Genomic DNA, 24921 nt, shown 5'->3' with positions numbered 1-24921 from the left:
GGACGGGAGGCCCAGGCCATTTCACACCGGCAGCGGCGCCAACCGGTCCAGCAGCGCCTGGGTCCGGCCACCGACCCGGCGGTCGATCACCCGGCGCAGATCGGCGGGCAGGTCCACGTCCTGGCGCAGCGTCGGCAGGTCCAGGTCCAGCCGGCGATGACCGACCGCCTGGTGGGCGGCGGCCGAGCCGGGCCCGAACCGCGGCTCGACCTCCCCCGGTCCGACCGTCAGCAGCGTGGTCCCGGTGCCCTCGGCGTCCGGCACCACGCACCGCTCCGGGCCGGCCTCGGTGAGCGCGGCGGACAGCTCCTCCGGGTCCAGGCCGGGCAGGTCGCCGAGCAGCACCGCCACCGGGGCACCGGGCGCCTCGATCCGGGCCCGGTCCACCCCGGCGACCACGGCACGGTCCAGCGCCGCCCAGCCGGTGTCCCCCACCTGCGCGGCGGGTTCGGGCAGCACCCCGGCCCGCGGCAACCGGGCCGCCGCCTGCGCCACCGGGCCGTCGCCGGTCACCACCAGCACCCGTGCCACCAGCGGGCAGTCGCTCACCGCCTCGATCGTGTCCAGGGCCATCGCCCGGACCAGCGCCGCCCGGGCACCCGGCTCCAGCACCTCGGCCAGCCGGGTCTTGCCGCGGCGGGCGTCCTTCACCGGCACGACCAGCACCCAGCGACGACTCAGCACACCGACGAGCCTAGGCCCCGCGCCGCCGGTCCAGCGCCGCGTCGATCTCCGCCCGCCGCCCGGTGACCAGGGCGTCCACCGCGTCCTCCGGCAGCGGCTGATCCAGGGTGAAGCGGATGCCGCCCTTGGTCGCCCCGAAGCCGTCCAGTCCGGCCATCACGGCGGCGGTCACCTCGGAGGAGAACGGGTAGACCGCGCAGCCGGCCCGGCCGGTGGTCACCGCGATCAGCGGGCGGCCCCGGTACCGCAGCGCGGGCATCCCGTAGCTGACGCCCTGCTCGGCCTCCGGCACCAGGTCCAGGGCCCGGGCGTACACCCGTTCCACCGCCAGGCGGACCGGCTCGTCCAGCCCCGCGATCTGGGCATCCACCTCGCTCATCGCCACTCCTTCTTGCTGGCCCGACGTTGCTCGATCCAGGATCGCACCGCGATGCGAGAATGACCCGATGGCCCTGTGGATGACCGGTGACGACACCGCCGACCGCCTGCTCGACTCCGACCCGTTCGCCCTGCTGCTCGGCATGCTGCTGGACCAGCAGGTCGCGATGGAGACCGCCTTCGCCGGCCCGGCCAAGATCGCCGACCGGATGGGCGGCCTGGACCCGCGCCGGGTGGCCGACGCCGACCCGGAGGAGTTCGCCGCGCTGTGCGCCACGCCGCCGGCGGTGCACCGCTACCCGGGCTCGATGGCCGGCCGGATCCAGGCGGTGGCCCGGGCGGTGGTCGAGGACTACGACGGCGACGTCAGCCGGCTGTGGACCGACGGCGACCCGGACGGCGCGACCGTGCTGAAGCGGCTCAAGGCACTGCCGGGCTTCGGCGACCAGAAGGCGCGGATCTTCCTGGCGCTGCTGGCCAAGCAGCGCGGGGTGCGGCCGGCCGGGTGGCAGGAGGCGGCGGGCGCCTACGGCGACGACGTGCCGCGGTCGATCGCGGATGTGGTGGACGCCGAGTCGCTGGCGGCGGTGCGGGCCACCAAGCAGGCGGCCAAGGCGGCGGCGAAGGCAGCGAAGGCGTGATCGGTGCCACGATGGGCACATGATCGTCGTCACGAGCAATGAGGTGCCCGGCTACCGGATCCAGGCGGTGCTGGGCGAGGTGATGGGGCTGACCGTCCGCTCGACCAACATCGGCGCCAACTTCACCGCGGGCTTCCGGTCGATCGGCGGCGGGGAGATCCCGGAGTACACCAAGATCATGTACGAGTCCCGGCACGAGGTGATGCGCCGGATGACCGAGGAGGCCGTCCAGCGCGGGGCGAACGCGATCGTGGCGATGCGGTTCGACACCGACTCGATCGGGCAGTTCTCCGAGGTGTGCGCCTACGGCACCGCGGTGATCGTGGAGCCGATCCCGGCCGGGCAGCCGGGCGCGACCGGGCAGTCCGCCCAGATGGCGCAGCAGCAGGGCTGAGCGCTCAGGGCCGCGGGTCCACCCCGGCGGCGCCGTCCGCCCAGCCGCGCCGATACGCCTCGGCGGTGCCCTCGCGGAACATGTCCTCCGGGCCGGTGCGGACCAGCACCCGCGCACCGGGTCCGTCGTCGTCGGTAACCGCGTGCCCGAGGCCGCGCACCACCGCGACCGGGCGGCCGGTGGCCTTGCCCTTGACCAGGTCGGCGGCCGCGGCGATCTCGTCCGCGAGTGCCGCCATCGACACCTCCAGCGTCCGGCCGTGGGTGTCGGTGCTGCCGCGCAGATCGTCCAGCACCCGCACCCCGGCCGCCCCGATGGTCAGGTCGGTCTGCCCCTGCCGCCAGGTACGCCCGGCGGTGTCGGTGATCAGCACTCCGATCCGAACCCCCAAGCGGGCGGACAGCGCGGCCCGCAGCCGGCGGGCGGTGGCGTCCGGGTCCACCGGCAGCAGCAGCACGGTGCCCTCGGCGGTGTTGGAGGCGTCCACCCCGGCGGCGGCCATCACCAGGCCGAGCCGGTTCTCCACGATCCGGGTGACCCCGCCCGGGTGCTCGCGGGTGGCGACCACCCGCACGGTCTCGGCGGTGATCGCGTCCTCGCGGTCGGTTGCCGCCACGATCCGGCCCTCCGCCTTGGACACGATCTTGCTGGTGACGACCAGGATGTCGCCGTCGATCAGCGGGCGGTCCAGCGCACCGGCGATCAGCGCGGCCAGATCGTCGCCGGGGACGACCTCGCCGATGCCGGACGGCGCCCAGGCGGTCAGCTCCCCGGCGGTCACCGGACGAGCTTCGGCAGGACCTCGCGGCCGAAGACCTCGATCCACTCCCGCTGGTTGCGGCCGACGTTGTGCAGGTAGATCCGGTCGAAGCCGAGGTCGACGTACTTCTGGATCTCGGCCCGGTGTGCGTCCGGGTCGGCGGAGATCACCATCCGGCCCTCAAAGTCCTCCGGGCGGACCAGCTTGGCCATCTGGGCGAAGTCGAAGGGCGAGCGGATGTCGGCCTTGGGGAACTTCATCCCGCCGTTCGGCCACTCGGTCATCGCGTTGGCCAGCGCCTGCTCGTCGGTGTCGGCCCAGGACAGGTGCAGCTGCAGCACCTTCGGCAGGTCCTGCGGGTCGCGGCCGGACTCGCGCACGCCGTCGGCGAACTTGTCGAACAGGCCGCTGATCTTCTCCAGCGGGGCACCGACGGTGATCAGGCCGTCCGCGTGCTTGCCGGCCCGCTTGGCGGTCACCGGGCCGGCGGTGGCGACCAGGATCTCCGGGGCCACCTCCGGCATGGTCCACAGCCGGGTGGACTCCAGCTTGTAGAACTGGCCGGAGTGCTTGACGTCCTTGCCGGCCAGCGAGGCGGCGAACAACTTCTTGATGATGTCGATCGCCTCGAACATCCGGTTGATCCGCTCCGGGGCCTCCGGCCAGTAGCCGGCCACTACGTGCTCGTTCAGCGCCTCGCCGGAGCCCAGGCCGAGCCAGTGCCGTCCTGGGTACATCGCGGCCAGCGTCGCCGAGGCCTGCGCCACCATCGCCGGGTGCCAGCGGAAGGTCGGGGCGGTCACGCCGGGGCCGAGGTCCCCGGTGGTGCGCTCGCCCAGGGCGGTGAGCACGTTCCACACGAAGGACGACTGGCCCTGCTGCGGCACCCACGGCTGGAAGTGGTCGGCCGCCATCGTGCCCAGGAAGCCGTGCTGCTCGGCGTAGGCGGCCAGCTCCACCGCCTCGGTCGGGTGGAACTGCTCCAGCATCGCCGCGTACCCGACCTGCAGTCCCTGCGCCACCACTGCCACACCAGCCTCCCGACCTGCGTCTGTGTCCGTTCCCGCGAGCCTACGCCGGGGCGGTGTCAGCCGCGGGCGCTGCCGGCCAGCACCCCGGCGGCGTGCAGCGTCTGGCCGATCGCGCCGACGGTCTGCTCGAAGATGTCGTTGGAGCGGGCAACACCGACGGCGCCCGCCATCATCCCGGAGCCGCTCTCGCGTTCCAGCCGGGCGACCAGATTGCCCTGGTGCTCGAAGAACCTGACCGTGAAGGTGAGCCGCTGCGCGTCCTTCCCGGCGAAGGCACCCAGCCAGAACGTCTTGGCCTTGCTGCCCCGGCCGACGGTCCAGCCACCGTTCGGCAGCTCGGCCTCCACCGAGAAGCCCTCGCGGGACAGCGCGTCCCGCATCAGTGCCTTGCCGGCCTCGTGCGGACCGGTGAGGAAGTAGTCGACGACGGCCATCGGGTGCTCCAGGGGGTGAGGGGTGACGTTCCGCCCGAATCCGGTCGGACCGCAGGAAGAGTAGCCACCCGGCAGGGTGAGCTTGGTCGCATCCGGGCCCAGTGACCCTGGGATCTGGGTGTGCACGGCCGTACCGTAGGTGCTACCTGCCTCCTCGACTCCACGCCCACCCACGCATCCTGCTGAGGATTTCCCGTGCCATCGGCCCGCCGCCGTCCCGTGTCCCCGACCTCCACCCGCCCCACCTCGACCCGCGGCTCGCTGGCCCGCCGCACGATCACGCGCACCCGGCACACCGTCCCCCGGTTCCTGCCGCACCGGCGCAGCACCTCCCCCGGCATCCCGGAGAGCTCGCTGCGCGCCGCGCTCGGCGTGCGCAACTTCCGGCTGTACGTGACCTCCCAGGTGCTGACCAACACCTTCGGCTGGGCGGCCCGGGTGGCCCAGGACTGGCTGGTGCTGACCCTGACCGGCTCCGCCGCGATGGTCGGGCTGACCGTGTCGCTGCAACTGCTGCCGGTGCTGGCCCTCGGGCTGGTCGGCGGGGTGCTGGCCGACCGGTTCCCGCGCCGCCGGCTGCTGATGATCACCCAGACGGTGTTCGGGCTGTCCGCCCTGACGATCGGCCTGCTGGTGCTGACCGGGCACATCCAGGCCTGGCACGTGCTGCTCGGCGCCTTCGTCGGTGGGCTGGCCACCGCCTTCGACAACCCGGCCCGGCAGGCGTTCGTGCACGAGGTGGCCGGTCCGGCGCACCTGCGCCAGGCGATCAGCATCAACTCGGCGGTGTTCCAGCTCGGCGCGCTGCTCGGCCCGGCGGTGGCCGGGGTGTTGATCAAGCTGGTCGGCCAGGGCTGGACCTTCGAGCTGAACGCGGTGGCCTGCCTGATCGCGGTCGGCCTGCTGATGATGATGCGCCCGGCCGAGCTCACCCCCACCCCGCCGATCCCCCGGGCCAAGGGCCAGCTCCGCGAGGGCCTGGCCTACGCCCGGACCAGCCCGCGCATCCTGTGGGCCACCGTGCTGCTCGGCTTCGTGTCGATCACCGGGGTGAACATGGCCACCGTGCTGGCAGCGTGGGCGGACGGGGTCTTCGACTCGGATGCCGGTGGCTACGCGCTGCTGAACTCGATGCTGGCGGTCGGCGCCCTGACCGGTGCGCTGCTGGCCGGGCGGCGCAAGGGTGGCCGGCTGCTGAACCTGGTGCTGCTGGCCGGGGCGATCGGCACCATCCAGCTGCTCGCCGCGGCCGCACCCTCCCGGCCGGTGTTCATCGTGGCGCTGATCGGGATGGGGCTGTGCACGATCCTCTACCTGACCAGCTCGAACACCCTGGTGCAGACCACGGTGGCCCCGCACCTGCGCGGCCGGGTGATGGCGCTGTACATCCTGACCGGCCTGGGCGCCCAGGGGATCTCCGGCACCCTGATCGGCTGGGTGTGCGAGCACCTCGGCCCGCGACTGGGCATGGTCGCCGCCGGCACCGGACCGCTGCTCGGCGCGGTGATCGTCGGCCTGGTGCTGGCCCGCCGCTCGGACTGGGACATCCGCACCCTGCGGCCCGCCGCGGTGACCACCGGACCGGTGAACACCGCGGCCGAGTCGCAGGACGCGCGGCTGCCGGACTGAGACTCAGCCCGGCTGCGTCACGGTGATCGCCGCGCTCGCTCCCGTCGCCGTCCTCAGGGTGACGGTGCCGGTGCGGGCCGTGCCCGAGGCGTTCGGGTCCGCGGCGATCGTCAGGCTGGTCCCCGACTCCTGCGCACCGGCCGGGACCCGGAGCCACTCGGCGTCACTGCTGGCGGTGATCGGGGCGGCGCCGGCGGCATCCCACTGACTACTGGTCACCGTGCGGCTGGTCGAGGCACCGGAGCGGGACGGCGACCAGGTCGCCGAGCCGGCCGAGATCGACGGCACCCCCTCCTGGAGCACCACCGCGGTCGCGGCGGTCGAGCCCGAGGCGCGGACCGTGACCAGGGAGGTCCGGACCTTCCCGGTGTTCGCGGTCGCGGTCAGGCCGAGGTCGCCGCCGGAGGCCGCGGAGGTCAGCCAGCTCGCGTCGTCGGTCACCGTGACGGTTCCGGTCAGACCGGTGGCGAGGGTGGACGTGCCGCCGGTGGCCGGCAGTGGCGCCAGTGCCTGGAACCCGGCTCCGGTCCCGTTGCCCGGCTGGGTGACCTTGACCGTGCGCGTCGCGGGACCCGCGGTGAGGGTCACGATCGCGGACCGGGAGGCGCTGGTGGGGTTCGGGTCGGCGCCCAGCACCAGGACCGCGCCGGTGGTCCCGCTGGTCGCGCCGAGGTGCACCCAGTCCTGGTCCACGGAGGCCTGCCACGGATGGCCGTTGGTGGTCACCGTCACCGCCCGGGCCCCGGCACCGGCCGGCGCGCTCCAGGACGATGGAGAGGCCGAGACGGTCGCGGTCGAGGCGGTGGCCTGGGAGACGGTCACGGTCCGGGCGGCGGTGGCCGAGGTGAGCGTCACCACGGCGGAGCGCGACTGACCCAGGTTGCGGTCCGCCCGCAGCACGACCCACTCGCCGTCCGCCCCGGACAGCCGGTCCACCGACAGCCAGTCCGGCACCGAGGCCGGATCGATCTGCCAGGACCCGGCCGAGGCACCGACCTTGATCGCGCGGGACGCCCCACTGCGCGACGGCGACCAGGAGGACGAGGACACGCTCAGGGTCACCGCGGCCTGGCTGACCGTGACCCGGGTGCTCGCCGATCCGGAACCGAGGGTGATCACGGCGGACCGCGCCGCCCCGGTGTTGGGCTGGGCGGTGATCGCCAGCGGCTCGCCGGGCAGACCGGAACCGGTGACCGACAGCCAGGACGCGGAGGCGGGCACCGCGGCGGTCCAGCCGCTCTGGTTGGTGGTGACCTGCACCGTGGTGTCCCCGCCCAGCACCGGCGCCGCCCAACTCGAGGCCGAGGTGGACAGCGCGGCCCGGCCGGCCTGGGTCACCGTCAGGGTGCCGGTCATCCCGCAGCCGGTGACTGTCACGGTGCCGGTGCGGGCGGCGGAGCCGGTGTTGCGGCCGGCCGAGATCGTGATCTCCCGGTCGGTGGTGCCCGAACTCGGGTTCTGGCCGAGCCAGGAGGCGTCGTCGGTGATCGTCCACTCCCGGCAGGACGTGGACACCCCGACCGCGAGGCCTGCCGCCGCGTCGTCGAGCTGCCAGGTGTCCCGGTCGAAGGTCGCCCAGATCCGCACCTCGGGGTCGACCGGCACCTGATCGGAGGTCACGGTGGTCGCGGTCATCTTGCGCGCGGTACCGGTGACCCGGACCGAGAGCGTGCCGCCGGCGTCGGCGGGCTGGACCACGTAACTGGCGTCGGGGCTCGCGGGCCGCACCACCTCGCCGTCGCGCAGCCACTCGTAGCTGAGGTCCGCACCCGGCGGATCGGCGGTCACCGCCGCGGTGACCGTGGCACCCGCCTCCGCCACCCCCTCGATCGTCGGCGTGCCCAGCGCGACCGGGGCCGCGGGCGACTTGGTGATCGTGAACTGGTCCAGCGGGGCGTCGGGGTCACCGACCCGGTAGGCGGCGACCTGGATCTCGCTGCCGGTCACCGTGACCGCGGCGTAGACGTTGTTCTCCGGCTTCTCGCTGCCGCGGTCGGAGAACGCCCAGTTCGAGGCGATCCACGGCCTGCTGGTCGAGGACGGGGTGCTGATCGCGGCGTAGGTCTTCTGGCCGGCATTGCGCGGGATGACGTACACCAGCCCGTCGGTGCGGGAGTCGATCGTGCTCAGACCGGCCTGGTCACGGTCCCACTCGGCCTTCCCGGTGTCGTGGTTCCAGCGGATCGGCAGCGACCGGATCAGGTTGTGGTCGTGCCCGGCCAGCACCAGATCCACCCCGACCTCGTCGAAGGTCTTCGGCAGCTGCGCGACGATCCGCGGGTTGCCGTAGTCGCCGGTCGGGTAGCTCCCGCTCCCGGAGTGCGAGCCGCCGAACGGCGACTTGTGTTCCACCACGATGATGAACCGCTCGGAGCCGTCCGGGTTCGTCCCGTCCGCGGCCACCGCGTCCCGGATCCACTGGTCGGTCAGCCGCAGCTCGCTCGCGGAGTCGAGGTTGGTGTTGACGTAGAGGAACAGCGCGTTGCCGTAGACCACCGAGTACTGCAGGGCGGCCGCCTTGCCGTAGTCCGGGACGGTGGTACGCGAGTCGCGCGGGAACAGGGCGCTCCACATCGCCTGGACGGACGAGGACTCGTCGTGGTTGCCCAGCACCGGGTTGAACGCGGGACCGGACAGGTCGGTGCCGATCGCACCCAGCCAGGCCGCGACGTGGGACTCGGTGGTGGTCTCGGTCAGGTCGCCGTTCTGCACCACGAAGGCCGCATCCGGATGCGCGGCCAGCGCGGAGCGCAGCGCGTTCCCCCAGAACCCGTCGTACGTGCTGACCGGGGTGGACTGGGTGTCGGCGAAGTCGAGGAAGGTGAACGACTCCGCGCCGCCGTCGGTGCGGAAGGTGTATGCGTCCGACTGGTAGGGCCGCTCGCCCTTCCACGCCCCGACCCGGTAGTCGTAGCTGGTACCCGGTAGCAGCCCGGTCGCGGTGCAGGTGTAGGCGACGTACCCGGTCATCGGCCGGGTCAGCACACCTTCGGTGCAGGAGACCCGGGGTTCGGAGCCTGCCTGGTCGCCCACGGCGGACAGGGTCAGTTCGGGCCTGGTCAGCCCGTCACCCTTCGGGGCGAGCCAGGTGATCACCCGCTCGGTGGCGGCATCGGTGCCGAAACCGTTGGTCAGACCGAACGGCTCCAAGGGGTAGGCCGCGACCTCGGGGGTGGTGCCCCGGTCGATGGTGACGGTGTCGAGCACCGCGCCGGCCACGGTGCGTGCCTGGACGGTCAGCTCCTGGGCGGTGAGCGTGATCGCGGTGTAGCTCTTCATCCCGGCGGCGCTGCGCTCGGCGCTGCTCAGGGCCGGGGTGGCGACCGCGAGCCAGCCGGAGGACTCGTTCAGCGCCGCACTCGACACCGCCGACTGTTCGATGCCGGAGGCGCCCGGGGTGAGATAGACGATCCCGTCCGCGGTGGCCACCCGGTCCGCCGCGGGGTAGTCGCGGCGCAGGGTGTTGGCCGCGTCCCGGCCGACCGGCCAGGAGCGGGTGTAGGCCGCGGCACCGCCCTGCAGCACCAGCGCCACGTCGTTCTCCCGGAAGGCCTGCTGCAGGGCGGTCCGGTAGGTCGATGAGCTCGCGGAGGACCCGTAGAACTGGGTCGGGATCGACACGATCACCCAGCCGTCCGGATGGTCGGCGCGGAACTCGGCCACCCGCTCGGCGATCCACGCGGTGGTCGCGGCGGTATTCGCCGAGCTGGTCAGATGGCTGTTCAGGGTGAGGAACAGCCCGCCGCCGTGCACCACGGCGTAGTCGGCGCTGTCGTTCCCGTTCGAGGCGACCGGGAGGGCATTGCCGCGGGCGAAGGAGCGGTTCCCGCTGCCCGACGTCTGGGCGGTCGGCATCCAGCTGACCGTCCCCAGCGCACCGCCGGCGTGATCGAGGAAGCCCCGCCAGTGCGACAGGTCGTTCGAGGAACCGACCACACCGGTGTGGATCGCGACTCCCGCGTCGGGGAACGCCGTGTGTGCCGCCTCGAGCGTTCCGGCAAAGGCGTTCTGGTACGAACTCGATGAGCGCCAGTTCGCGTTCCCGAAGGCGAGCACGGTCGTCGCCTCCGCCTGCTCCGGCTCGGTGCTGAACCGGGTCGTCGCCGAGCGCTGCCCGCCGGCCAGCGCGCAGTAGGCGTACTCCGTGCCGGGCCGCAGTTCGGTCAGGGTGAGCTGGGCATAGGTCACCTTCGAGTCGACCACACCGCTGCCGGGCGGCGTGGCCGTCTCCACCGTGGCCTGCGCACAGTCGAACTCCTCGGCCGGGCCCCAGGCCAGCCCGGTGGCCGACACCTCGGCGACCGGTGCCTGCCAGGCGAAGCCGGCCGAAGTTCTCGGGTCGGCACCGGGGACCCGGGTGACCACCAGGTCGCCGGCGGCGGCTGCCCGCGCCGGTTCGGCGGGAACCACCGCACCCACCGTGCCGACCGCCAGTGCCAGGACCGCTACCCCGATCATTCGGGCCGGTGCCGGACGTCGTGGCACCCCCTGCCGGGCGGCGGAGCGTGAGCGGGCCAGGGGGTGGGACACGGTGCTCTCCTGTGCTGGGGCGCGGGGATGCTGGGGCATGCGGCGGCTCGCACCCGGGGCACGCTAGGCGCCACCGTGGGTCCGAGCGGGCCGGGTGCCGGATCGACGGCCCGTCAAGCGGCGAACGACGGGTGCGGGCGAGCGAGATGCGGCCCCCGCCGGAGCCGAGGACGGCGTGGTTCCACCCGCGATGACGTGGGGCCACGATCACCGCGCCGGGTCTGGGAGAATGCCGCCATGACCGACTTCTCGACCGTCCCTCCCGCGACCGCGACCACCGGTGCCGTCAAGGCCACCCGCGAGGTACCGGACCGGGTATCGCTGGACGGGGTGGAGGAGCGCTGGGACGGCGCCTGGACCGAGCAGGGCACCTACGCCTTCGACCGGACCGCCACCCGCGAGCAGGTGTTCTCGATCGACACCCCGCCGCCGACGGTCTCCGGTTCGTTGCACGTGGGCCACGTGTTCAGCTACACGCACACCGACGTGGTCGCCCGGTACCGCCGGATGCGCGGCGCCGAGGTGTTCTACCCGATGGGCTGGGACGACAACGGCCTGCCCACCGAGCGCCGGGTGCAGAACTACTTCGGCGTGCGCTGCGACCCGTCGCTGCCCTACGACCCGGACTTCACTCCCCCGCACGTCGGCGGCGAGGGCAAGAGCGTGAAGGCCGCCGACCAGGTGCCGATCAGCCGGAAGAACTTCGTCGAGCTGTGCGAGCGGCTGACCGTCGAGGACGAGCAGCAGTTCGAGGCGCTGTGGCGCCGGCTCGGCCTGTCCGTCGACTGGACCCGGACCTACCAGACCATCTCCGCCGAGGCCCGCGCGGTCGCCCAGCAGGCGTTCCTGCGCAACTTGGCCCGCGGCGAGGCGTACCAGGCCGAGGCGCCCGGGCTGTGGGACGTGACCTTCCAGACCGCGGTCGCCCAGGCCGAGCTGGAGGCCCGCGACTACCCCGGGGCGTTCCACAAGGTGGCGTTCCACCGCGACGGCGCGGACCCGGTGTACATCGAGACCACCCGCCCGGAGCTGCTGCCCGCCGTGGTCGCCCTGATCGCCCACCCGGACGACGAGCGCTACCAGCACCTGTTCGGCACCACCGTGACCAGCCCGCTGTTCGGGGTCGGGGTGCCGGTGCTGGCGCACACCGCCGCCGAGCCGGACAAGGGTGCGGGCATCGCGATGTGCTGCACCTTCGGCGACCTGACCGACGTGCAGTGGTGGCGCGAGTTGAACCTGCCCACCCGCTCGGTGATCGGCCGCGACGGCCGCCTGCTGCGCGAGGTGCCGGAGTGGATCACCGAGGACGCGGGGCGGGCGCTGTACGGCGAGCTGGCCGGCAAGACCACCTTCTCCGCCCGCGAGCTGGTGGTGACCGCGCTGCGCGAGTCCGGCGACCTGGACGGCGAGCCGCAGGCCACCCAGCGCAAGGCCAACTTCTTCGAGAAGGGCGACAAGCCGCTGGAGATCGTCACCAGCCGGCAGTGGTACATCCGCAACGGCGGCCGGGACGAGGACCTGCGCGAGCAGCTGCTGGCCCGCGGCCGGGAGCTCGGCTTCCACCCCGACTTCATGCGGGTCCGCTACCAGAACTGGGTCGGCGGGCTGAACGGCGACTGGCTGATCTCCCGGCAGCGGTTCTTCGGCGTGCCGTTCCCGGTCTGGTACCCGGTCACCGCCGACGGCGAGGTCGACCACGACCACCCGCTGCTGCCCACCGAGGACCAGCTGCCGGTCGACCCCTCCTCCGACGTCCCGGCCGGCTACACCGCCGACCAGCGCGGGGTGCCGGGCGGGTTCGTCGGCGACCCGGACATCATGGACACCTGGGCGACCAGCTCGCTCACCCCGCAGATCGCCGGTGGCTGGCGCTCGGACCCCGACCTGTTCGCCCGGGTGTTCCCGATGGACCTGCGTCCCCAGGGCCAGGACATCATCCGCACCTGGCTGTTCAGCACGGTGGTCCGCTCGCACCTGGAGTTCGGCAGCCTGCCGTGGCAGGACGCGGCGATCAGCGGCTGGATCCTGGACCCGGACCGCAAGAAGATGTCCAAGTCCAAGGGCAATGTGGTCACCCCGATGGGGCTGCTGGAGGAGCACGGCTCGGACGCCGTCCGGTACTGGGCCGCCTCCGCCCGGCTGGGCACCGACGCCGCCTTCGAGGTCGGCCAGATGAAGATCGGCCGCCGGCTGGCGATCAAGGTGCTCAACGCCTCCAAGTTCGCGCTGTCCTTCGGCGGGGCGCAGCAGGGGGCGGCGTTCCTCGACCCGGCGCTGGTCACCCAGACCCTGGACCGGGCGATGCTGGCCGGGCTGGCCGACGTTGTCGACCGGGCCACCGAGGCCCTGGAGTCCTACGACCACACCCGGGCGCTGGAACTGACCGAGACCTTCTTCTGGACCTTCTGCGACGACTACCTGGAGCTGGTCAAGGACCGTGCCTACGGGGCGGGCGCCGAGGCCACCGAGGTCACGCCGGAGACCGCCTCGGCCCGGGCCGCCCTGGGCCTGGCGCTGGACGTGCTGCTGCGGCTGTTCGCCCCGGTGCTGCCCTTCGCCACCGAGGAGGTGTGGTCCTGGTGGCGCGAGGGCAGCGTGCACCGCGCCCCGTGGCCGTCCTCGGACGTGCTGCGCGCCGCGGCCGGTGACGCCGACCCGGCGGTGGTCGCCGCCGCCGGTGCCGGGCTGGCCGCCCTGCGCAAGGTGAAGTCCGAGGCCAAGCTCTCCATGCGGGCCGAGATCACCTCCGCCGCCCTGGAGGTACCGGCCGCGATGCTGCCCGGCGTGCAGGTCGCCCTGGGCGACATCCGGGCGGCCGGCCGGGCGACCGGGGCGCTGGACCTGCGGGAGGTCGCGGACGGCCCGGACGCCACCGTGGTGGCCCGGGATGCCGAGTTGCTGCCGCCGGAGCCGAAGCAGAAGCCCACGGCCTGACCCGCCGCGGACTCGCCGAACGGGCCCGTCACCCCCATCGTGGGGAGGCGGGCCCGTCGCCGTCCCGGCCGGGACCATCGGCTGTGTGAATATCTATCGCCAAGGCTGTATGGTTTTCCAGTTCTAGTCCGCCAGAGGAGACCACCATGCGCACCCGTTCCGCCCTGCTGCCCCTCGCCGCCAGCGCGGCCCTGCTGCTCGCCGCCTGTTCCAGTGGCGGTGACGACACCTCGGGCGGCGACGCCTCCTCCGGCGGCGTGCAGCTGGTGAACGACGGACAGCTCACCATGTGCACCAACCCGCCGTTCGAGCCGTTCGAGTACGAGGACGGCGGCGAGATCGTCGGCCTCGACCCGGCCATCGTCGGCGAGGTCGCCGAGGACCTGGGCGTCGAGCTCAACGTGAAGGCGACCCCGTTCGAGGGCATCCAGTCCGGCGTCGACCTGAACACCGGCAACTGCGACATCGTCGCCTCCGGCATCTCGATCACCCCGGAGCGGCAGAACAAGTTCGACTTCTCCGAGCCGTACTTCGACGCGGACCTGGGCCTGCTGGTGGCCGAGGGCTCCGACATCGACTCCGAGGAGGCGCTGGAGGGCAAGTCGATCGCCGTGCAGCAGGCCACCACCGGTGACGACTGGGTGCAGGAGCAGGGCCTGAACGCGGTGCAGTTCGAGGACCTGGGGCTGCAGATCCAGGCGCTCAAGACCGGCCAGGTCGACGCCGTGATCAACGACATCGCCGTGCTCGGCCCGTACATCTCCGAGGGCCTGGAGGTCACCGCGACCTTCACCACCGGCGACCAGTACGGCTTCGGGGTGAAGAAGGGCAACACCGCACTGCTCGACCAGGTGAACGCCACCCTGGACCGGATCCACTCCGACGGCACCTACGACGAGATCTACACCGAGTTCATCGGCCAGGCGCCGGTGGACGCGGCCAGCCCGTCCGCCTCGGACAACTGAGCATGTCGGCCACCACCGGCCCCGCCCCGGACCCCACCGGCCGCCCGGCCCGCAGCCTCGAGCTCGGCGGGGCCGGCGGTCGCCGGCTGAGTCCGCGCCGCCGCGCCCAGCGCGCCCGGATCGTCCAGTACGCGGTGCTGGTGATCGTCGTGGCCGTGCTGGCGTTCCTGATCGACTGGTCCCGGATCGGGGAGAACTTCTTCAACGCCGAGGCGGTCGAGCAGATCGCCCCGCTGATCCCCCGGGCCTTCCTCAACACCCTGATCTACACGCTGTGCGGCTTCGCGGTCGGGCTGTCCCTGGGCACGCTGCTGGCGTTGATGAAGCTGTCCTCGGTCCGGCTGTACCGCTGGATCGCGACCGTCTACATCGAGTTCTTCCGCGGCATCCCGGCCCTGCTGGTGGTGATCTCCTTCGGCTACGCGGTACCGATCGCACTCGGCGTGTCCATCGGGTCGGTCACCACCAAGGCCGCCCTGGCGCTGGGCATGGTCTCGGCGGCCTACATCGCCGAGACGCTGCGTGCCGGGTTGCAGGCGGTGCCGAAGGGCCAGGTCGAGGCGGCCCGGTCGCTGGGCATGTCCCACGGCCGCACGCTGGTCCAGGTCGTGATCCCGCAGGCGTTCCGGATCGTGCTGCCGCCGATGACCAACGAGTTCATCCTGCTGACCAAGGACACCTCGCTGGTGTTCCTGCTCGGCCTGGCCACCAGCCAGTACGACCTGACCAAGATCGGCCGCGACGCCCTGAACAACGCCACCGGCGGCCTGACCCCGCTGTTCCTGATCGGGGCCTGCTACCTGTTGATCACCCTGCCGCTGGGCCAGCTCGCCCGGTACCTGGAGCGCCGAGGCGTGAGGAGCCGCTGATGTCCGTCGTCTCGATCAAGGACCTGCACAAGAGCTTCGGCGACCGCGAGGTGCTCACCGGCATCGACCTGGAGGTCCAGCAGGGCGAGGTGGTCTGCGTGATCGGGCCCTCCGGCTCGGGCAAGTCCACCCTGCTGCGCTGCGTGAACCTGCTGGAGCAGCCCACCGCCGGCCGGATCGACGTGCTCGGCGTGGACGTCACCGACCCGGACGTCGACATCGACCGGGTGCGCACCCATGTCGGGATGGTGTTCCAGCAGTTCAACCTGTTTGCCCACCGCACCGTGCTGGAGAACTGCACGATGGCCCAGCGCCAGGTGCTCAAGCGCTCCGCGGCCGACGCCGAGCGGATCGCCCGGGAGAACCTGGCCCGGGTCGGCCTGGCGGACCGGGCGGACGCGATGCCCGCCCAGCTCTCCGGCGGCCAGCAGCAGCGGGTGGCGATCGCCCGGGCGCTGTCGATGGACCCGCAGCTGATGCTCTTCGACGAGCCGACTTCGGCGCTGGACCCGGAACTGGTCGGCGACGTGCTCGCCGTGATGCGCGACCTGGCCGACGCCGGGATGACCATGATCGTGGTCACGCACGAGATGGCCTTCGCCCGGGACGTCGGCGACCGGGTGGTGTTCATGGACGGCGGTGTGGTGGTCGAGGAAGGGCCCGCCGACCAGGTGATCGGCGCTCCCCGGGAGACCCGCACCCGGACCTTCCTGCAGCGGGTTCTCGACCCGACGCATGCTGGGGAACACTGAGCGCCGGTGACGATGCCGGACCGGGCCGGGTAGGGTCGCCCCCGATCGTTCCCCTGCGACCTGGAGCACCGATGCGCGAGTTCAGCGCCGTTACCCCCGTCCCGCACGACCCCACGCTCAACGTCCCGGGCCTGCTGCTCGGGCGGCTGGCCCGGGACCCGCACGGCGTGCTGATCGAGCGGAACACCGGCCTGGGCGGCTCGTGGCAGCCGGTTACGGTGCGCGGCTTCGTCGACGAGGTGACCGCGCTGGCCAAGGGCCTGGTCGCCCACGGCCTGCAGCCCGGTGAGCGGGTCGCGATCATGTCCCGAACCCGGTACGAGTGGACCCTGACCGACTTCGCGGTCTGGTTCGCCGGCGGGGTCGGCGTGCCGGTGTACGAGACCTCCTCCGCCGAGCAGGTGCAGTGGATCCTGGCCAACTCCGGCGCCCGGCTGGCCGTGGTGGAGTCCGCCGCGCACGCCGCCGTGATCGAGCAGGTCCGCGAGCAGACCCCCGACCTCGGCGAGGTCTTCGTGATCGACGACGACGCGATCGGTCGGCTGCAGCAGGACGGCACCGAGGTCGACGACGCCGAGATCGAGCGCCGCCGCGCGCTGGCCACCGCCGCGGACCTGGCGACGATCATCTACACCTCGGGCACCACCGGCCGGCCCAAGGGCGTGGAGCTGTCGCACGGCAACTTCGTGGACAACGTGCGCAACGGGGTGACCGGCCTGGCCGAGGTCTGCGCCAAGCCCGGCGACCGGACCCTGCTGTTCCTGCCGCTGGCGCACGTGTTCGCGCGGTTCATCCAGATGATCGGCATCGAGTCCGGTGCCGTCCTGGGCCACGCGCCGAGCACCCGCACCCTGCTGGCCGACTTCGCGTCCTTCCGGCCGACGTTCATCCTGGGTGTCCCCCGGGTGTTCGAGAAGGTCTACAACTCCGCGGAGCAGAAGGCCGGCTCGGGCTTCACGCTGAAGATGTTCCGCTGGGCGGCCAAGGTGTCGATCACCTACTCCCGCGCCCTGGACACCCCGGACGGCCCGAGCGCCCAGCTCAAGGCCGCACACACCCTGGCGAGCAGCCTGGTGCTGCGCAAGCTGCGCGCGGCGATGGGCGGCGCGCTGAAGTACGCCATCTCCGGCGGTGCGCCGCTGGGCGAGCGGCTGGGCCACTACTACCGCGGGATGGGCGTGGTGATCCTGGAGGGCTACGGCCTGACCGAGACCACCGCCCCGACCGCGGTGAACACCCCCGAGCTGATCAAGATCGGCACCGTCGGGCCCGCCTACCCCGGCACCACCCTCCGGGTCGACGACGACGGCCAGATCTGGACCAAGGGCCCACACGTCTTCCGCGGCTACCACGACAACCCGGAGGCCACCGCGGAGGCGCTGCGGGACGGCTGGTTCGCCACCGGCGACCTGGGCTCGCTGGACGACGACGGCTACCTGCGGATCACCGGCCGCGCCAAGGAGATCATCGTGACCGCCGGCGGCAAGAACGTCGCCCCGGCGGTGCTGGAGGACCGGTTCCGCGGGCACCCGCTGGTGTCCCAGGTGGTCGTGGTCGGCGACGACCGGCCGTTCATCGGCGCCCTGGTCACCCTGGACCAGGAGATGCTGCCCGGCTGGCTGTCCATGCACGGCCTGCCGCCGATGGACGTGCGCACCGCCGCCCAGGACCCCCGGGTACTGGCCGCCCTCGACCGCGCCGCCACCCGCGCCAACGAGGCCGTCTCCCGCGCCGAGTCGATCCGCAAGATCCGGGTGCTCAGCTCCGATTTCACCGAGGAGAACGGGTACCTGACCCCGTCGCTGAAGGTGAAGCGCGCGCTGGTGCTGAAGGACTTCGCCGCGGAGGTCGAGGCGCTGTACACCGACACCCGCACCGCCGAGGAGAAGGCCGGCGGCGGGCACTGACCCACGAGAACGGCCCCGGGGAGCGCACTCCCCGGGGCCGTTGTGCTCTCCGGCTCAGACCACGTCGCGCAGCCGCGCCTGGTCGGCGGACTGGCTGGGCACGGCCTCGCTGGGCGTGGACTCGTCCACCCAGCGCAGGATCGCCCCCACCCCGTCCACCAGGTCCGCGGCACCGTCCGGCACCAGGGTCAGGCCGGCGTCCTGGCCGAGGGCGGCCCGCAGCAGAGCGGCGTCGGCGGGCATGGACCGCGCCGAGCCCTCCGGGGCGCCGAGCGCGATCAGGTCGTCGGCGTCCACCGCGATCTGCAGCGGCTCCGGGCCGACCTGCAGCCGCCGCTCGGTCAGCGCCGAGCCGGGCAGCGTCAGGTCGTCGCGGACCAGCAGCTCGGCCACCTGACCGCGCTGCAGCACGGTGACCACGTCCGGCACCGAGGTGACCGCTGCCTCGCCGCGGCCCTGGGCGGTGCGGAACCGGTCCAGCACCTTCTCCCGGCGCCGGGCCCGGTGCTCGAACAGTGCGGCACCGACCTTCTCCTCGAAGGCCTGCTGGTTCACGCCGTCGGCGCGGGAGCCGCCGGGCACCTCGGCGATCAGCTCACGCACGTGCTGGCCGACCGCGTCCTTGAGCAGCGCCACCGCGCGCACGTCACCGGTGACCAGGACCAGCTCGGGCTGGCGCTCGGCGACCTGGCGGTCCAGGTCGGCGGCGACCGTCTCGGCATTGCGCTCCCAGGAGTCCTCGGCGCGGGTCTGCATCCGGCGGTGCGACCAGCCGCCGCCCTCCCGGATCTTGTGCAGCACGTCGTGGTCGCCGTCGACCACCTCGCGCTCGGGCCGGGCGGTGGTGCCGTCGGACCAGGTGAGGTCCGCACCCTGGCGGTCGATCTCGACCAGCACGAACCGGGTGGCCTGGTCGGCGGCCCGGACGGCGGGTGCCAGGGCGGGCACCGCGTCGTAGACGGCACTGGACTGGGCCGGCGGCTCCTTGACCACCCGGTCGACCACGATCTCGGCCGCGTCGGCGATCACCACCCGGCCGTGCGGACCGCCGACCCCGGTGGGCCGGGTCACCCGCTCCTCGATCACGTCGAGCACCCCGTCCGGGGCGCCCGCGGCGTGCAGCTCACGGCGCAGGGACTTCCAGCGGCCCGCGACCTCCTCGTCCCCCGAGGCATCGGCCCGGGTGGCATCGAGCAGAACGGTGATGAACGGTCCGGGACGTCCGAGCAGCGGCTTCAGCCAGTGCAGATCCAAGGCAACCTCCGGGTGCGAGACGCGGGGCCGACCGGACGGAGAGCGAGGCCTCCGGCGGCCGGCCTTCTGTCCCTGCCCACCCTCTGACACCCGGCGCCGACACGCCAGCGCTGGGGTCAGGAATCGCCGCGCACGCCCTCCGGGCCGGCCGCGATCGCCTCGTGGTGCCGGATGACCTCCTCGACGATGAACGCGAGGAACTTCTCGGCGAACACCGGGTCGAGCTCGGCCTCGTGCGCCAGCTCGCGCAGCCGGGTGACCTGGCGGGCCTCACGCCCCGGGTCGGAGGCGGGCAGACCCAGGCGCGCCTTGAGCACGCCGACCTGCTGGGTGGCCTTGAACCGCTCGGCCAGGATGTGGATCAGCGCGGCGTCGAAGTTGTCGATGCTGCCGCGCAGGCGGGCCAGCTCCGGGGGCAGCTCAGGCACTCTTCTCCCTCGGCGTGCGCTTCGGCGCCTGACGGGGCACCAGGGTCGGGTTCACGTTCTCCAGCACGACCTCGCGGCTGACCACCACCCGCTCGACGTCGTCGCGGCTGGGCACCTCGAACATCACCTGCTGGAGGACCTCCTCCATGATGGCGCGCAGTCCGCGGGCACCGGTGCCGCGCAGCAGCGCCTGGTCCGCGATCGCCTCCACCGCGTCGTCGGTGAATTCCAGCTCGACGCCGTCGATCTCGAACATCCGCTGGTACTGCTTGACCAGGGCGTTGCGCGGCTCGGTGAGGATCCGGACCAGTGCCTGCTGGTCCAGCGGGGAGACGGTGGTGATCACCGGGACGCGGCCGATGAACTCCGGGATCAGCCCGAACTTCAGCAGATCCTCCGGCATGACCTCGCCGAAGACGTCCTTGTCGTCCGCCGAGTGCAGCGGGGCGCCAAAGCCGATCCCCTTGCGGCCGGACCGGCTGGTGATGATCTCGTCCAGCCCGGCGAACGCGCCCGCGACGATGAACAACACGTTGGTGGTGTCGATCTGGATGAACTCCTGGTGCGGGTGCTTGCGGCCACCCTGCGGCGGCACCGAGGCCTGGGTGCCCTCCAGGATCTTCAGCAGCGCCTGCTGCACGCCCTCGCCGGACACGTCCCGGGTGATCGACGGGTTCTCCGCCTTGCGGGCGATCTTGTCGATCTCGTCGATGTAGATGATCCCGGTCTCGGCCTTCTTCACGTCGAAGTCGGCGGCCTGGATCAGCTTGAGCAGGATGTTCTCGACGTCCTCGCCGACGTAGCCCGCCTCGGTCAGCGCGGTGGCGTCCGCCAGGGCGAAGGGCACGTTCAGCATCTTCGCCAGGGTCTGGGCCAGGTAGGTCTTGCCGCAGCCGGTCGGGCCGATCAGCAGGATGTTCGACTTGGCGATCTCCACGGCGTCGTCGCCGGAGCCCACCGTGCCCGAACCCGCCTCACCGGCCTGGATCCGCTTGTAGTGGTTGTACACCGCGACCGCGAGCGACCGCTTGGCCGGCTCCTGGCCGACGATGTACTGCTCGAGGAACTCGAAGATCTCCTTCGGCTTGGGCAGTTCGGTCATGCCCAGCTCGGAGGCCTCCGCGCGCTCCTCCTCCATGATCTCGTTGCACAGCTCGATGCACTCGTCACAGATGTACACGCCGGGACCGGCGATGAGCTTCTTCACCTGCTTCTGCGACTTCCCGCAGAACGAGCACTTGAGCAGGTCGGCGCCGTCTCCGATGCGAGCCACTGCGTCCCCTTCCCATGCGCTCTGCTGCGCTGCTGTCGAGCTGTCCGGTACTGCGGTCCCCGCCGGGTCAGGGCCCGGGGACGCCCGATGAACCATTCCACACCACGGCCCGGGTCGGTGTCAGCCGGACACCCCCGGGCCTGGCGTGTCGCGTGAGTGCGCCCCGGCGTTTCACCCCCGGGGCGCACCCGCGCTCACTTCGGTTCGACCGTCGTGGCGACGGCACCCTTCCGGCTCTGCAGCACCTGGTCGACGATGCCGTAGTCCAGGGCCTGCGCGGCGGTCAGGATCTTGTCGCGCTCGATGTCCTGCTTCACCTGCTCCAGGTCACGCCCGGTGTGGTGCGCCAGGGTCGCCTCCAGCCACTCCCGCATCCGGATCAGCTCGTTGGCGTGGATCTCGATGTCGGAGGCCTGCGCGTAGCCGCCGCCCTCCATCGCCGGCTGGTGGATCAGGACCCGGGCGTTCGGCAGCGCCAGGCGCATCCCGGGCGACCCGGCCGCCAGCAGCACCGCCGCCGCCGAGGCCGCCTGCCCGAGGCACACGGTCTGGATCTGCGGCTTGATGTACTGCATCGTGTCGTAGATCGCGGTCAGCGCGGTGAACGAGCCACCGGGCGAGTTGATGTAGAGGGTGATCGGCCCGTCCGGGTCGGTGCTCTCCAGCACCAGCAGCTGGGCCATGATGTCGTCGGCGGAGGCATCGTCCACCTGCACGCCGAGGAAGATGATCCGGTCCTCGAACAGCTTGGTGTACGGGTCCTGCCGCTTGAAGCCGTACGCGGTGCGCTCCTCGAACTGGGGCAGCACGTAGCGGGACGACGGCGACGGGGTGGCAGCGCCCCAGCCCCCGGCGAGACGCCCGGCACGGGCGATGAACTGCGACTCGGTGCTCACGGGTTCTCCTTCGTGGATGTCAGGTCTGGGGGGCTCAGGCGTTGGTGCCACCGCCGCCGGCGACCGCGCCGGCGTGGGTGACGACCTTGTCGATGAACCCGTACTCCAGCGCCTCGGGGGCGGTGAACCAGCGGTCACGGTCCGAGTCGGCGGTGATCTGCTCGACGGTCTTGCCGGTCTGCTCGGCGATCAGCTCGGCCAGCACGGTCTTCATGTGCAGGATCAGCTGGGCGTTGATCCGGACGTCGGTGGCGGTGCCGCCGATGCCGCCGGAGGGCTGGTGCATCATCACCCGGGCGTGCGGGGTCGCGTAGCGCTTGCCCTTGGCACCCGAGGAGAGCAGGAACTGGCCCATCGAGGCCGCCATGCCCATCGCCACGGTGGCGACGTCCGGCTTGATGAACTGCATGGTGTCGTAGATCGCCATGCCCGCGGTGATCGAGCCACCGGGCGAGTTGATGTACAGGAAGATGTCCTTGTCCGGGTCCTCCGCCGCCAGCAGCATCATCTGCGCGCAGATGGCGTTGGCGTTCTCGTCCCGGACCTCCGACCCCAGCCAGATGATCCGCTCACGCAGGAGCCGGTTGTAGATGGAGTCGTTGAGTCCGAGTCCCCCGGACTCTGCCCGGGCGATGGCCGGCGTCTGGTCGTTCACGAAGGCTCCCTCATGACGTGCGGTGATTGGCGTGCGTTGTAGCGACCCTAACGTCCGGGTCACCTGCGGATCGTCCCGCCGAGCCCCCGTTTCGCTGCCAGCGCACGTGCGCTGCTCCCGGCGGAGGCACGGAATGCGGAAGGCCCCGCCGCACACAGTGGTGCAGCGGGGCCCTCACGGCACGATGCTCAGGCCTGGGTGGCCTCAGTGGCCTCGTCCTCGGCCTGCTCCAGCGCGGCGTCGTCCTCGTCCGAGCCGATGTACTCGGACAGGTCGACCGTCTCGCCCTTGTCGTCGGTCACGGTGACCCGGCGCAGCGCCACGGCCAGCGCCTTCGACCGGGCGACCTCGGCCACCATCGCCGGGATCTGGCCCTGCTGGTCGATGGTCTGGATGAAGGTGTTCGGGTCCATGCCGTACTGGCGGGAAGCGGACACCAGGTAGTCGATCAGCTCGCCCTGGGCGACCTTGACCTCGAGCTTCTCGGCCAGGGTGTCCAGCAGGATCTGGTTGCGCAGCGCGGTCTCGGCCTGCTCGGTCACCTCGGCGCGGTGGGTGTCGTCGTCCAGACGGCCCTCCTGCTCCAGGTGGCGGTGCACCTCGGCCTCGACGGCACCGGAGGGCACCGGGATCTCGATCTGCTCCAGCAGCTGCTCGAGCAGCAGGTCACGGGCCTGCACGGCCTGGTTCTGGCCCTTGATCCGGCCGGCCTGCTCGCGCAGGTCGTCGGTCAGCTCGGCGATGGTGTCGAACTCCGAGGCCATCTGGGCGAAGTCGTCGTCGGCCTCGGGCAGGTCGCGCTGCTTGACCTGGGAGGCGGTCACGGTGACCTGGGCCTTCTCCCCGGCGTGCTCGCCACCGACCAGCTCGGTCTCGAAGGTGGTGGTCTCACCGGCGGACAGGCCGGTCAGCGCCTCGTCCAGACCCTCCAGCATGTTGCCGGAACCGATCTGGTAGGAGATGCCGGAGACGGTGTCGACCTCCTCGTCGCCGATCTTGGCGACCAGGTCGATCACGACGAAGTCCTTGTCCTCGGCCGGGCGGTCCACGCCGACCAGGGTGCCGAAGCGCTCGCGCAGCTGGTCCAGACGGCCCTGCACGTCCTCGTCGGAGACCTCGAGCCCGTCGACGCTGACCTTCAGGTCCTCCAGCGCGGGGATCTCGATCTCCGGGCGGACCTCGACCTCGGCGGTGAAGACCAGGTCGCCCTGCTCCTCGCCCGGGACCAGACCCGGCACCTTGGTCACGTCGATCTCCGGCTGGCCCAGCGGGCGCAGGGAGTTGTCGCGGATCGCCGAGGCGTAGAACTCCGACAGCCCGTCGTTGACGGCGTGCTCCATCACCGCGGGGCGGCCGACGCGCTGGTCGATGATCCGCGGCGGGACCTTGCCCTTGCGGAAGCCGGGGATGTTCACCTGCTCGGCGATGTGCGAGTAGGCGTGGTCGATGCTCGGCTTGAGCTCGTCGTACGACACCTCGACGGTCAGCTTGACCTTGGTGGGCTCCAGGGTCTCGACGGCGCTCTTCACTTCGATGATCTCCAACTGATCGGACGGTCGATGGGCCGGGACGGACCCTGGCCGGGCCCACACGCGGGCATGACAGCACGCGCGCGTCGGCGAGACGAGCCTACGCCACCCGGGGACGGCGGGGCCAAAGCGAGCCGCTCACCGCGGCCGCGGCACCCAGGCCACCCAGCTGCCCCGGCGGCGCGCCAGCACCAGCATCACCACCGTGACCGCGACCCCGATCAGCACCGCGACCACACTGCCCTCCGGCCCGAACCCGCCGCCGGTGAGCCAGTCCGGCCCGGACAGCCGGGTGTGCAGCAGCGCCGGCCCACCCGGCCCGTTACCGGACACCTCGGCGCCGAACACGGTGCCCTGCGTCAGGTTCCAGGCGATGTGGATCCCGATCGGCAGCCAGAGCGACCGGGACAGCACGTACGCGGCGCCGAGCAGTCCCCCGGCCTCCAGCGCGATCGCGACCGCACCCCAGACCGTGGCGTCCTGATTGGTCAGGTGCGCACCGCCGAACACCACCGCCGACACCGCGAGCGCCACCCCGCTGCCCCGGCGCTCCTCCACCAGCCGGAACAGCCCGCCGCGGAACAGCAGCTCCTCCCCGACCCCGACCAGCACCCAGGCCCCGAGCATGCCCAGCACCGCGGACACCGGTTCGCCCCGGCTGAGGCCCACCCCGCCGAACGGCGCGATCCCGGCGACCGTCAGGGCGATGAACCCCGCGCCGAGCAGGGCGCCCCAGCCCAGTCCGGCCGTCGACCGGTCCCACCGCAGCTCCACCGGCCGGGGGCGGTCCTCCAGCCAGCGGGTCAGCAGCGGGTAGAGCGCGAGCAGCCCGGCCGCGAGCGCGAGCCCGCCCACCAGGAGCACGGCCGCCGGTCCGTCCTGCAGGGCGTTCGCGACGGATTGGGCGAGCACGTATGCGGCGAACAGGAGCAGCAGGGTCACCGGCATCCGCAGCACCCAGGGCTTCATCGGTCCTCC

General features: G+C 72.1%; 21 protein-coding genes. 8 read left to right on the top strand and 13 right to left on the bottom strand.

Features of this window, described 5'->3' with window-relative positions:
- Positions 1-21 precede the first annotated feature (21 nt).
- On the bottom strand, positions 22-684 hold the full coding sequence (gene cofC, locus HGA03_RS08865; protein ID WP_239073651.1) for a 2-phospho-L-lactate guanylyltransferase: 663 nt from the start codon (positions 682-684) through the stop codon (positions 22-24).
- Positions 685-694: 10 nt separating this feature from the next.
- Entirely contained in the window at positions 695-1063 is a 369-nt protein-coding gene (locus HGA03_RS08860) for an iron chaperone (protein WP_168629871.1), read from the bottom strand.
- A gap of 67 nt (positions 1064-1130) precedes the next feature.
- Between HGA03_RS08860 and HGA03_RS08855 the strand changes: the two genes are divergently transcribed.
- Complete coding sequence (locus HGA03_RS08855; RefSeq protein ID WP_168629870.1) at positions 1131-1703, top strand: HhH-GPD-type base excision DNA repair protein; 573 nt, start codon at positions 1131-1133, stop codon at positions 1701-1703.
- A gap of 19 nt (positions 1704-1722) precedes the next feature.
- Positions 1723-2097, top strand: a complete 375-nt coding sequence (locus HGA03_RS08850; protein WP_168629869.1) for a YbjQ family protein — start codon at positions 1723-1725, stop codon at positions 2095-2097.
- Between the two features lie 4 nt (positions 2098-2101).
- On the opposite strand, the gene HGA03_RS08845 is transcribed toward HGA03_RS08850, so the two are convergent.
- From HGA03_RS08845 to HGA03_RS08835, 3 genes are all read right to left on the bottom strand, one after another.
- Positions 2102-2878 (bottom strand): coenzyme F420-0:L-glutamate ligase, encoded by a 777-nt coding sequence (locus HGA03_RS08845; protein WP_203767566.1) that lies wholly within the window; start codon positions 2876-2878, stop codon positions 2102-2104.
- Positions 2875-3846, bottom strand: a complete 972-nt coding sequence (locus HGA03_RS08840) for a TIGR03557 family F420-dependent LLM class oxidoreductase (RefSeq protein ID WP_168629982.1) — start codon at positions 3844-3846, stop codon at positions 2875-2877. Before HGA03_RS08840 ends, HGA03_RS08845 begins: the two co-directional genes overlap by 4 nt.
- 98 nt (positions 3847-3944) lie before the next feature.
- Positions 3945-4322 (bottom strand): hypothetical protein, encoded by a 378-nt coding sequence (locus tag HGA03_RS08835; protein WP_168629868.1) that lies wholly within the window; start codon positions 4320-4322, stop codon positions 3945-3947.
- 195 nt (positions 4323-4517) lie between these two features.
- Here HGA03_RS08835 and HGA03_RS08830 point away from each other — a divergent pair, with 195 nt between their 5' ends.
- Positions 4518-5951 carry an MFS transporter gene (locus tag HGA03_RS08830; RefSeq protein ID WP_203767563.1) on the top strand — a complete coding sequence of 478 codons (1434 nt, stop codon included), beginning with the start codon at positions 4518-4520 and terminating at the stop codon, positions 5949-5951.
- A gap of 3 nt (positions 5952-5954) precedes the next feature.
- On the opposite strand, the gene HGA03_RS08825 is transcribed toward HGA03_RS08830, so the two are convergent.
- The gene (locus HGA03_RS08825; RefSeq protein ID WP_168629867.1) at positions 5955-10481 is read right to left on the bottom strand and encodes a BACON domain-containing protein; all 4527 of its coding nucleotides are present in this window, start codon (positions 10479-10481) and stop codon (positions 5955-5957) included.
- Between the two features lie 237 nt (positions 10482-10718).
- Between HGA03_RS08825 and valS the strand changes: the two genes are divergently transcribed.
- The 5 genes from valS to HGA03_RS08800 all read left to right on the top strand — a co-directional run bounded on the left by valS (position 10719) and on the right by HGA03_RS08800 (position 17908).
- On the top strand, positions 10719-13415 hold the full coding sequence (gene valS, locus HGA03_RS08820) for a valine--tRNA ligase (RefSeq protein ID WP_168629866.1): 2697 nt from the start codon (positions 10719-10721) through the stop codon (positions 13413-13415).
- 146 nt (positions 13416-13561) lie between these two features.
- Entirely contained in the window at positions 13562-14380 is an 819-nt protein-coding gene (locus HGA03_RS08815; protein WP_168629865.1) for a transporter substrate-binding domain-containing protein, read from the top strand.
- A gap of 2 nt (positions 14381-14382) precedes the next feature.
- Positions 14383-15249 (top strand): amino acid ABC transporter permease, encoded by an 867-nt coding sequence (locus tag HGA03_RS08810; protein ID WP_168629864.1) that lies wholly within the window; start codon positions 14383-14385, stop codon positions 15247-15249.
- Positions 15249-16001 (top strand): amino acid ABC transporter ATP-binding protein, encoded by a 753-nt coding sequence (locus tag HGA03_RS08805; RefSeq protein ID WP_168629863.1) that lies wholly within the window; start codon positions 15249-15251, stop codon positions 15999-16001. The genes HGA03_RS08810 and HGA03_RS08805 overlap by 1 nt, the downstream gene beginning before the upstream one ends.
- A gap of 71 nt (positions 16002-16072) precedes the next feature.
- Complete coding sequence (locus tag HGA03_RS08800) at positions 16073-17908, top strand: AMP-dependent synthetase/ligase (RefSeq protein WP_168629862.1); 1836 nt, start codon at positions 16073-16075, stop codon at positions 17906-17908.
- Between the two features lie 54 nt (positions 17909-17962).
- Here the strand turns inward: HGA03_RS08800 and HGA03_RS08795 are convergent, their stop codons facing one another.
- From HGA03_RS08795 to HGA03_RS08765, 7 genes are all read right to left on the bottom strand, one after another.
- On the bottom strand, positions 17963-19162 hold the full coding sequence (locus HGA03_RS08795; protein ID WP_168629861.1) for a baeRF2 domain-containing protein: 1200 nt from the start codon (positions 19160-19162) through the stop codon (positions 17963-17965).
- A gap of 116 nt (positions 19163-19278) precedes the next feature.
- Entirely contained in the window at positions 19279-19590 is a 312-nt protein-coding gene (locus tag HGA03_RS08790) for a chorismate mutase (RefSeq protein WP_168629860.1), read from the bottom strand.
- Positions 19583-20863 (bottom strand): ATP-dependent Clp protease ATP-binding subunit ClpX, encoded by a 1281-nt coding sequence (clpX, locus tag HGA03_RS08785; protein WP_168629859.1) that lies wholly within the window; start codon positions 20861-20863, stop codon positions 19583-19585. Before clpX ends, HGA03_RS08790 begins: the two co-directional genes overlap by 8 nt.
- A gap of 194 nt (positions 20864-21057) precedes the next feature.
- Complete coding sequence (locus HGA03_RS08780) at positions 21058-21759, bottom strand: ATP-dependent Clp protease proteolytic subunit (RefSeq protein ID WP_168629858.1); 702 nt, start codon at positions 21757-21759, stop codon at positions 21058-21060.
- A gap of 34 nt (positions 21760-21793) precedes the next feature.
- Positions 21794-22414, bottom strand: coding sequence for an ATP-dependent Clp protease proteolytic subunit (locus HGA03_RS08775; protein ID WP_168629857.1), 621 nt, complete (start codon positions 22412-22414; stop codon positions 21794-21796).
- 188 nt (positions 22415-22602) lie between these two features.
- Positions 22603-23943 carry a trigger factor gene (tig, locus tag HGA03_RS08770; protein ID WP_168629979.1) on the bottom strand — a complete coding sequence of 447 codons (1341 nt, stop codon included), beginning with the start codon at positions 23941-23943 and terminating at the stop codon, positions 22603-22605.
- 138 nt (positions 23944-24081) lie between these two features.
- Positions 24082-24912 carry a CPBP family intramembrane glutamic endopeptidase gene (locus HGA03_RS08765; RefSeq protein ID WP_168629856.1) on the bottom strand — a complete coding sequence of 277 codons (831 nt, stop codon included), beginning with the start codon at positions 24910-24912 and terminating at the stop codon, positions 24082-24084.
- Between the last annotated feature and the right edge of the window lie 9 nt (positions 24913-24921).

Origin of the sequence: Cellulomonas denverensis (assembly GCF_012396125.1) — a bacterium.
Taxonomy (GTDB): Bacteria; Actinomycetota; Actinomycetes; order Actinomycetales; family Cellulomonadaceae; genus Cellulomonas; species Cellulomonas denverensis.
This window is presented reverse-complemented; position numbering and strand designations above follow the sequence as displayed.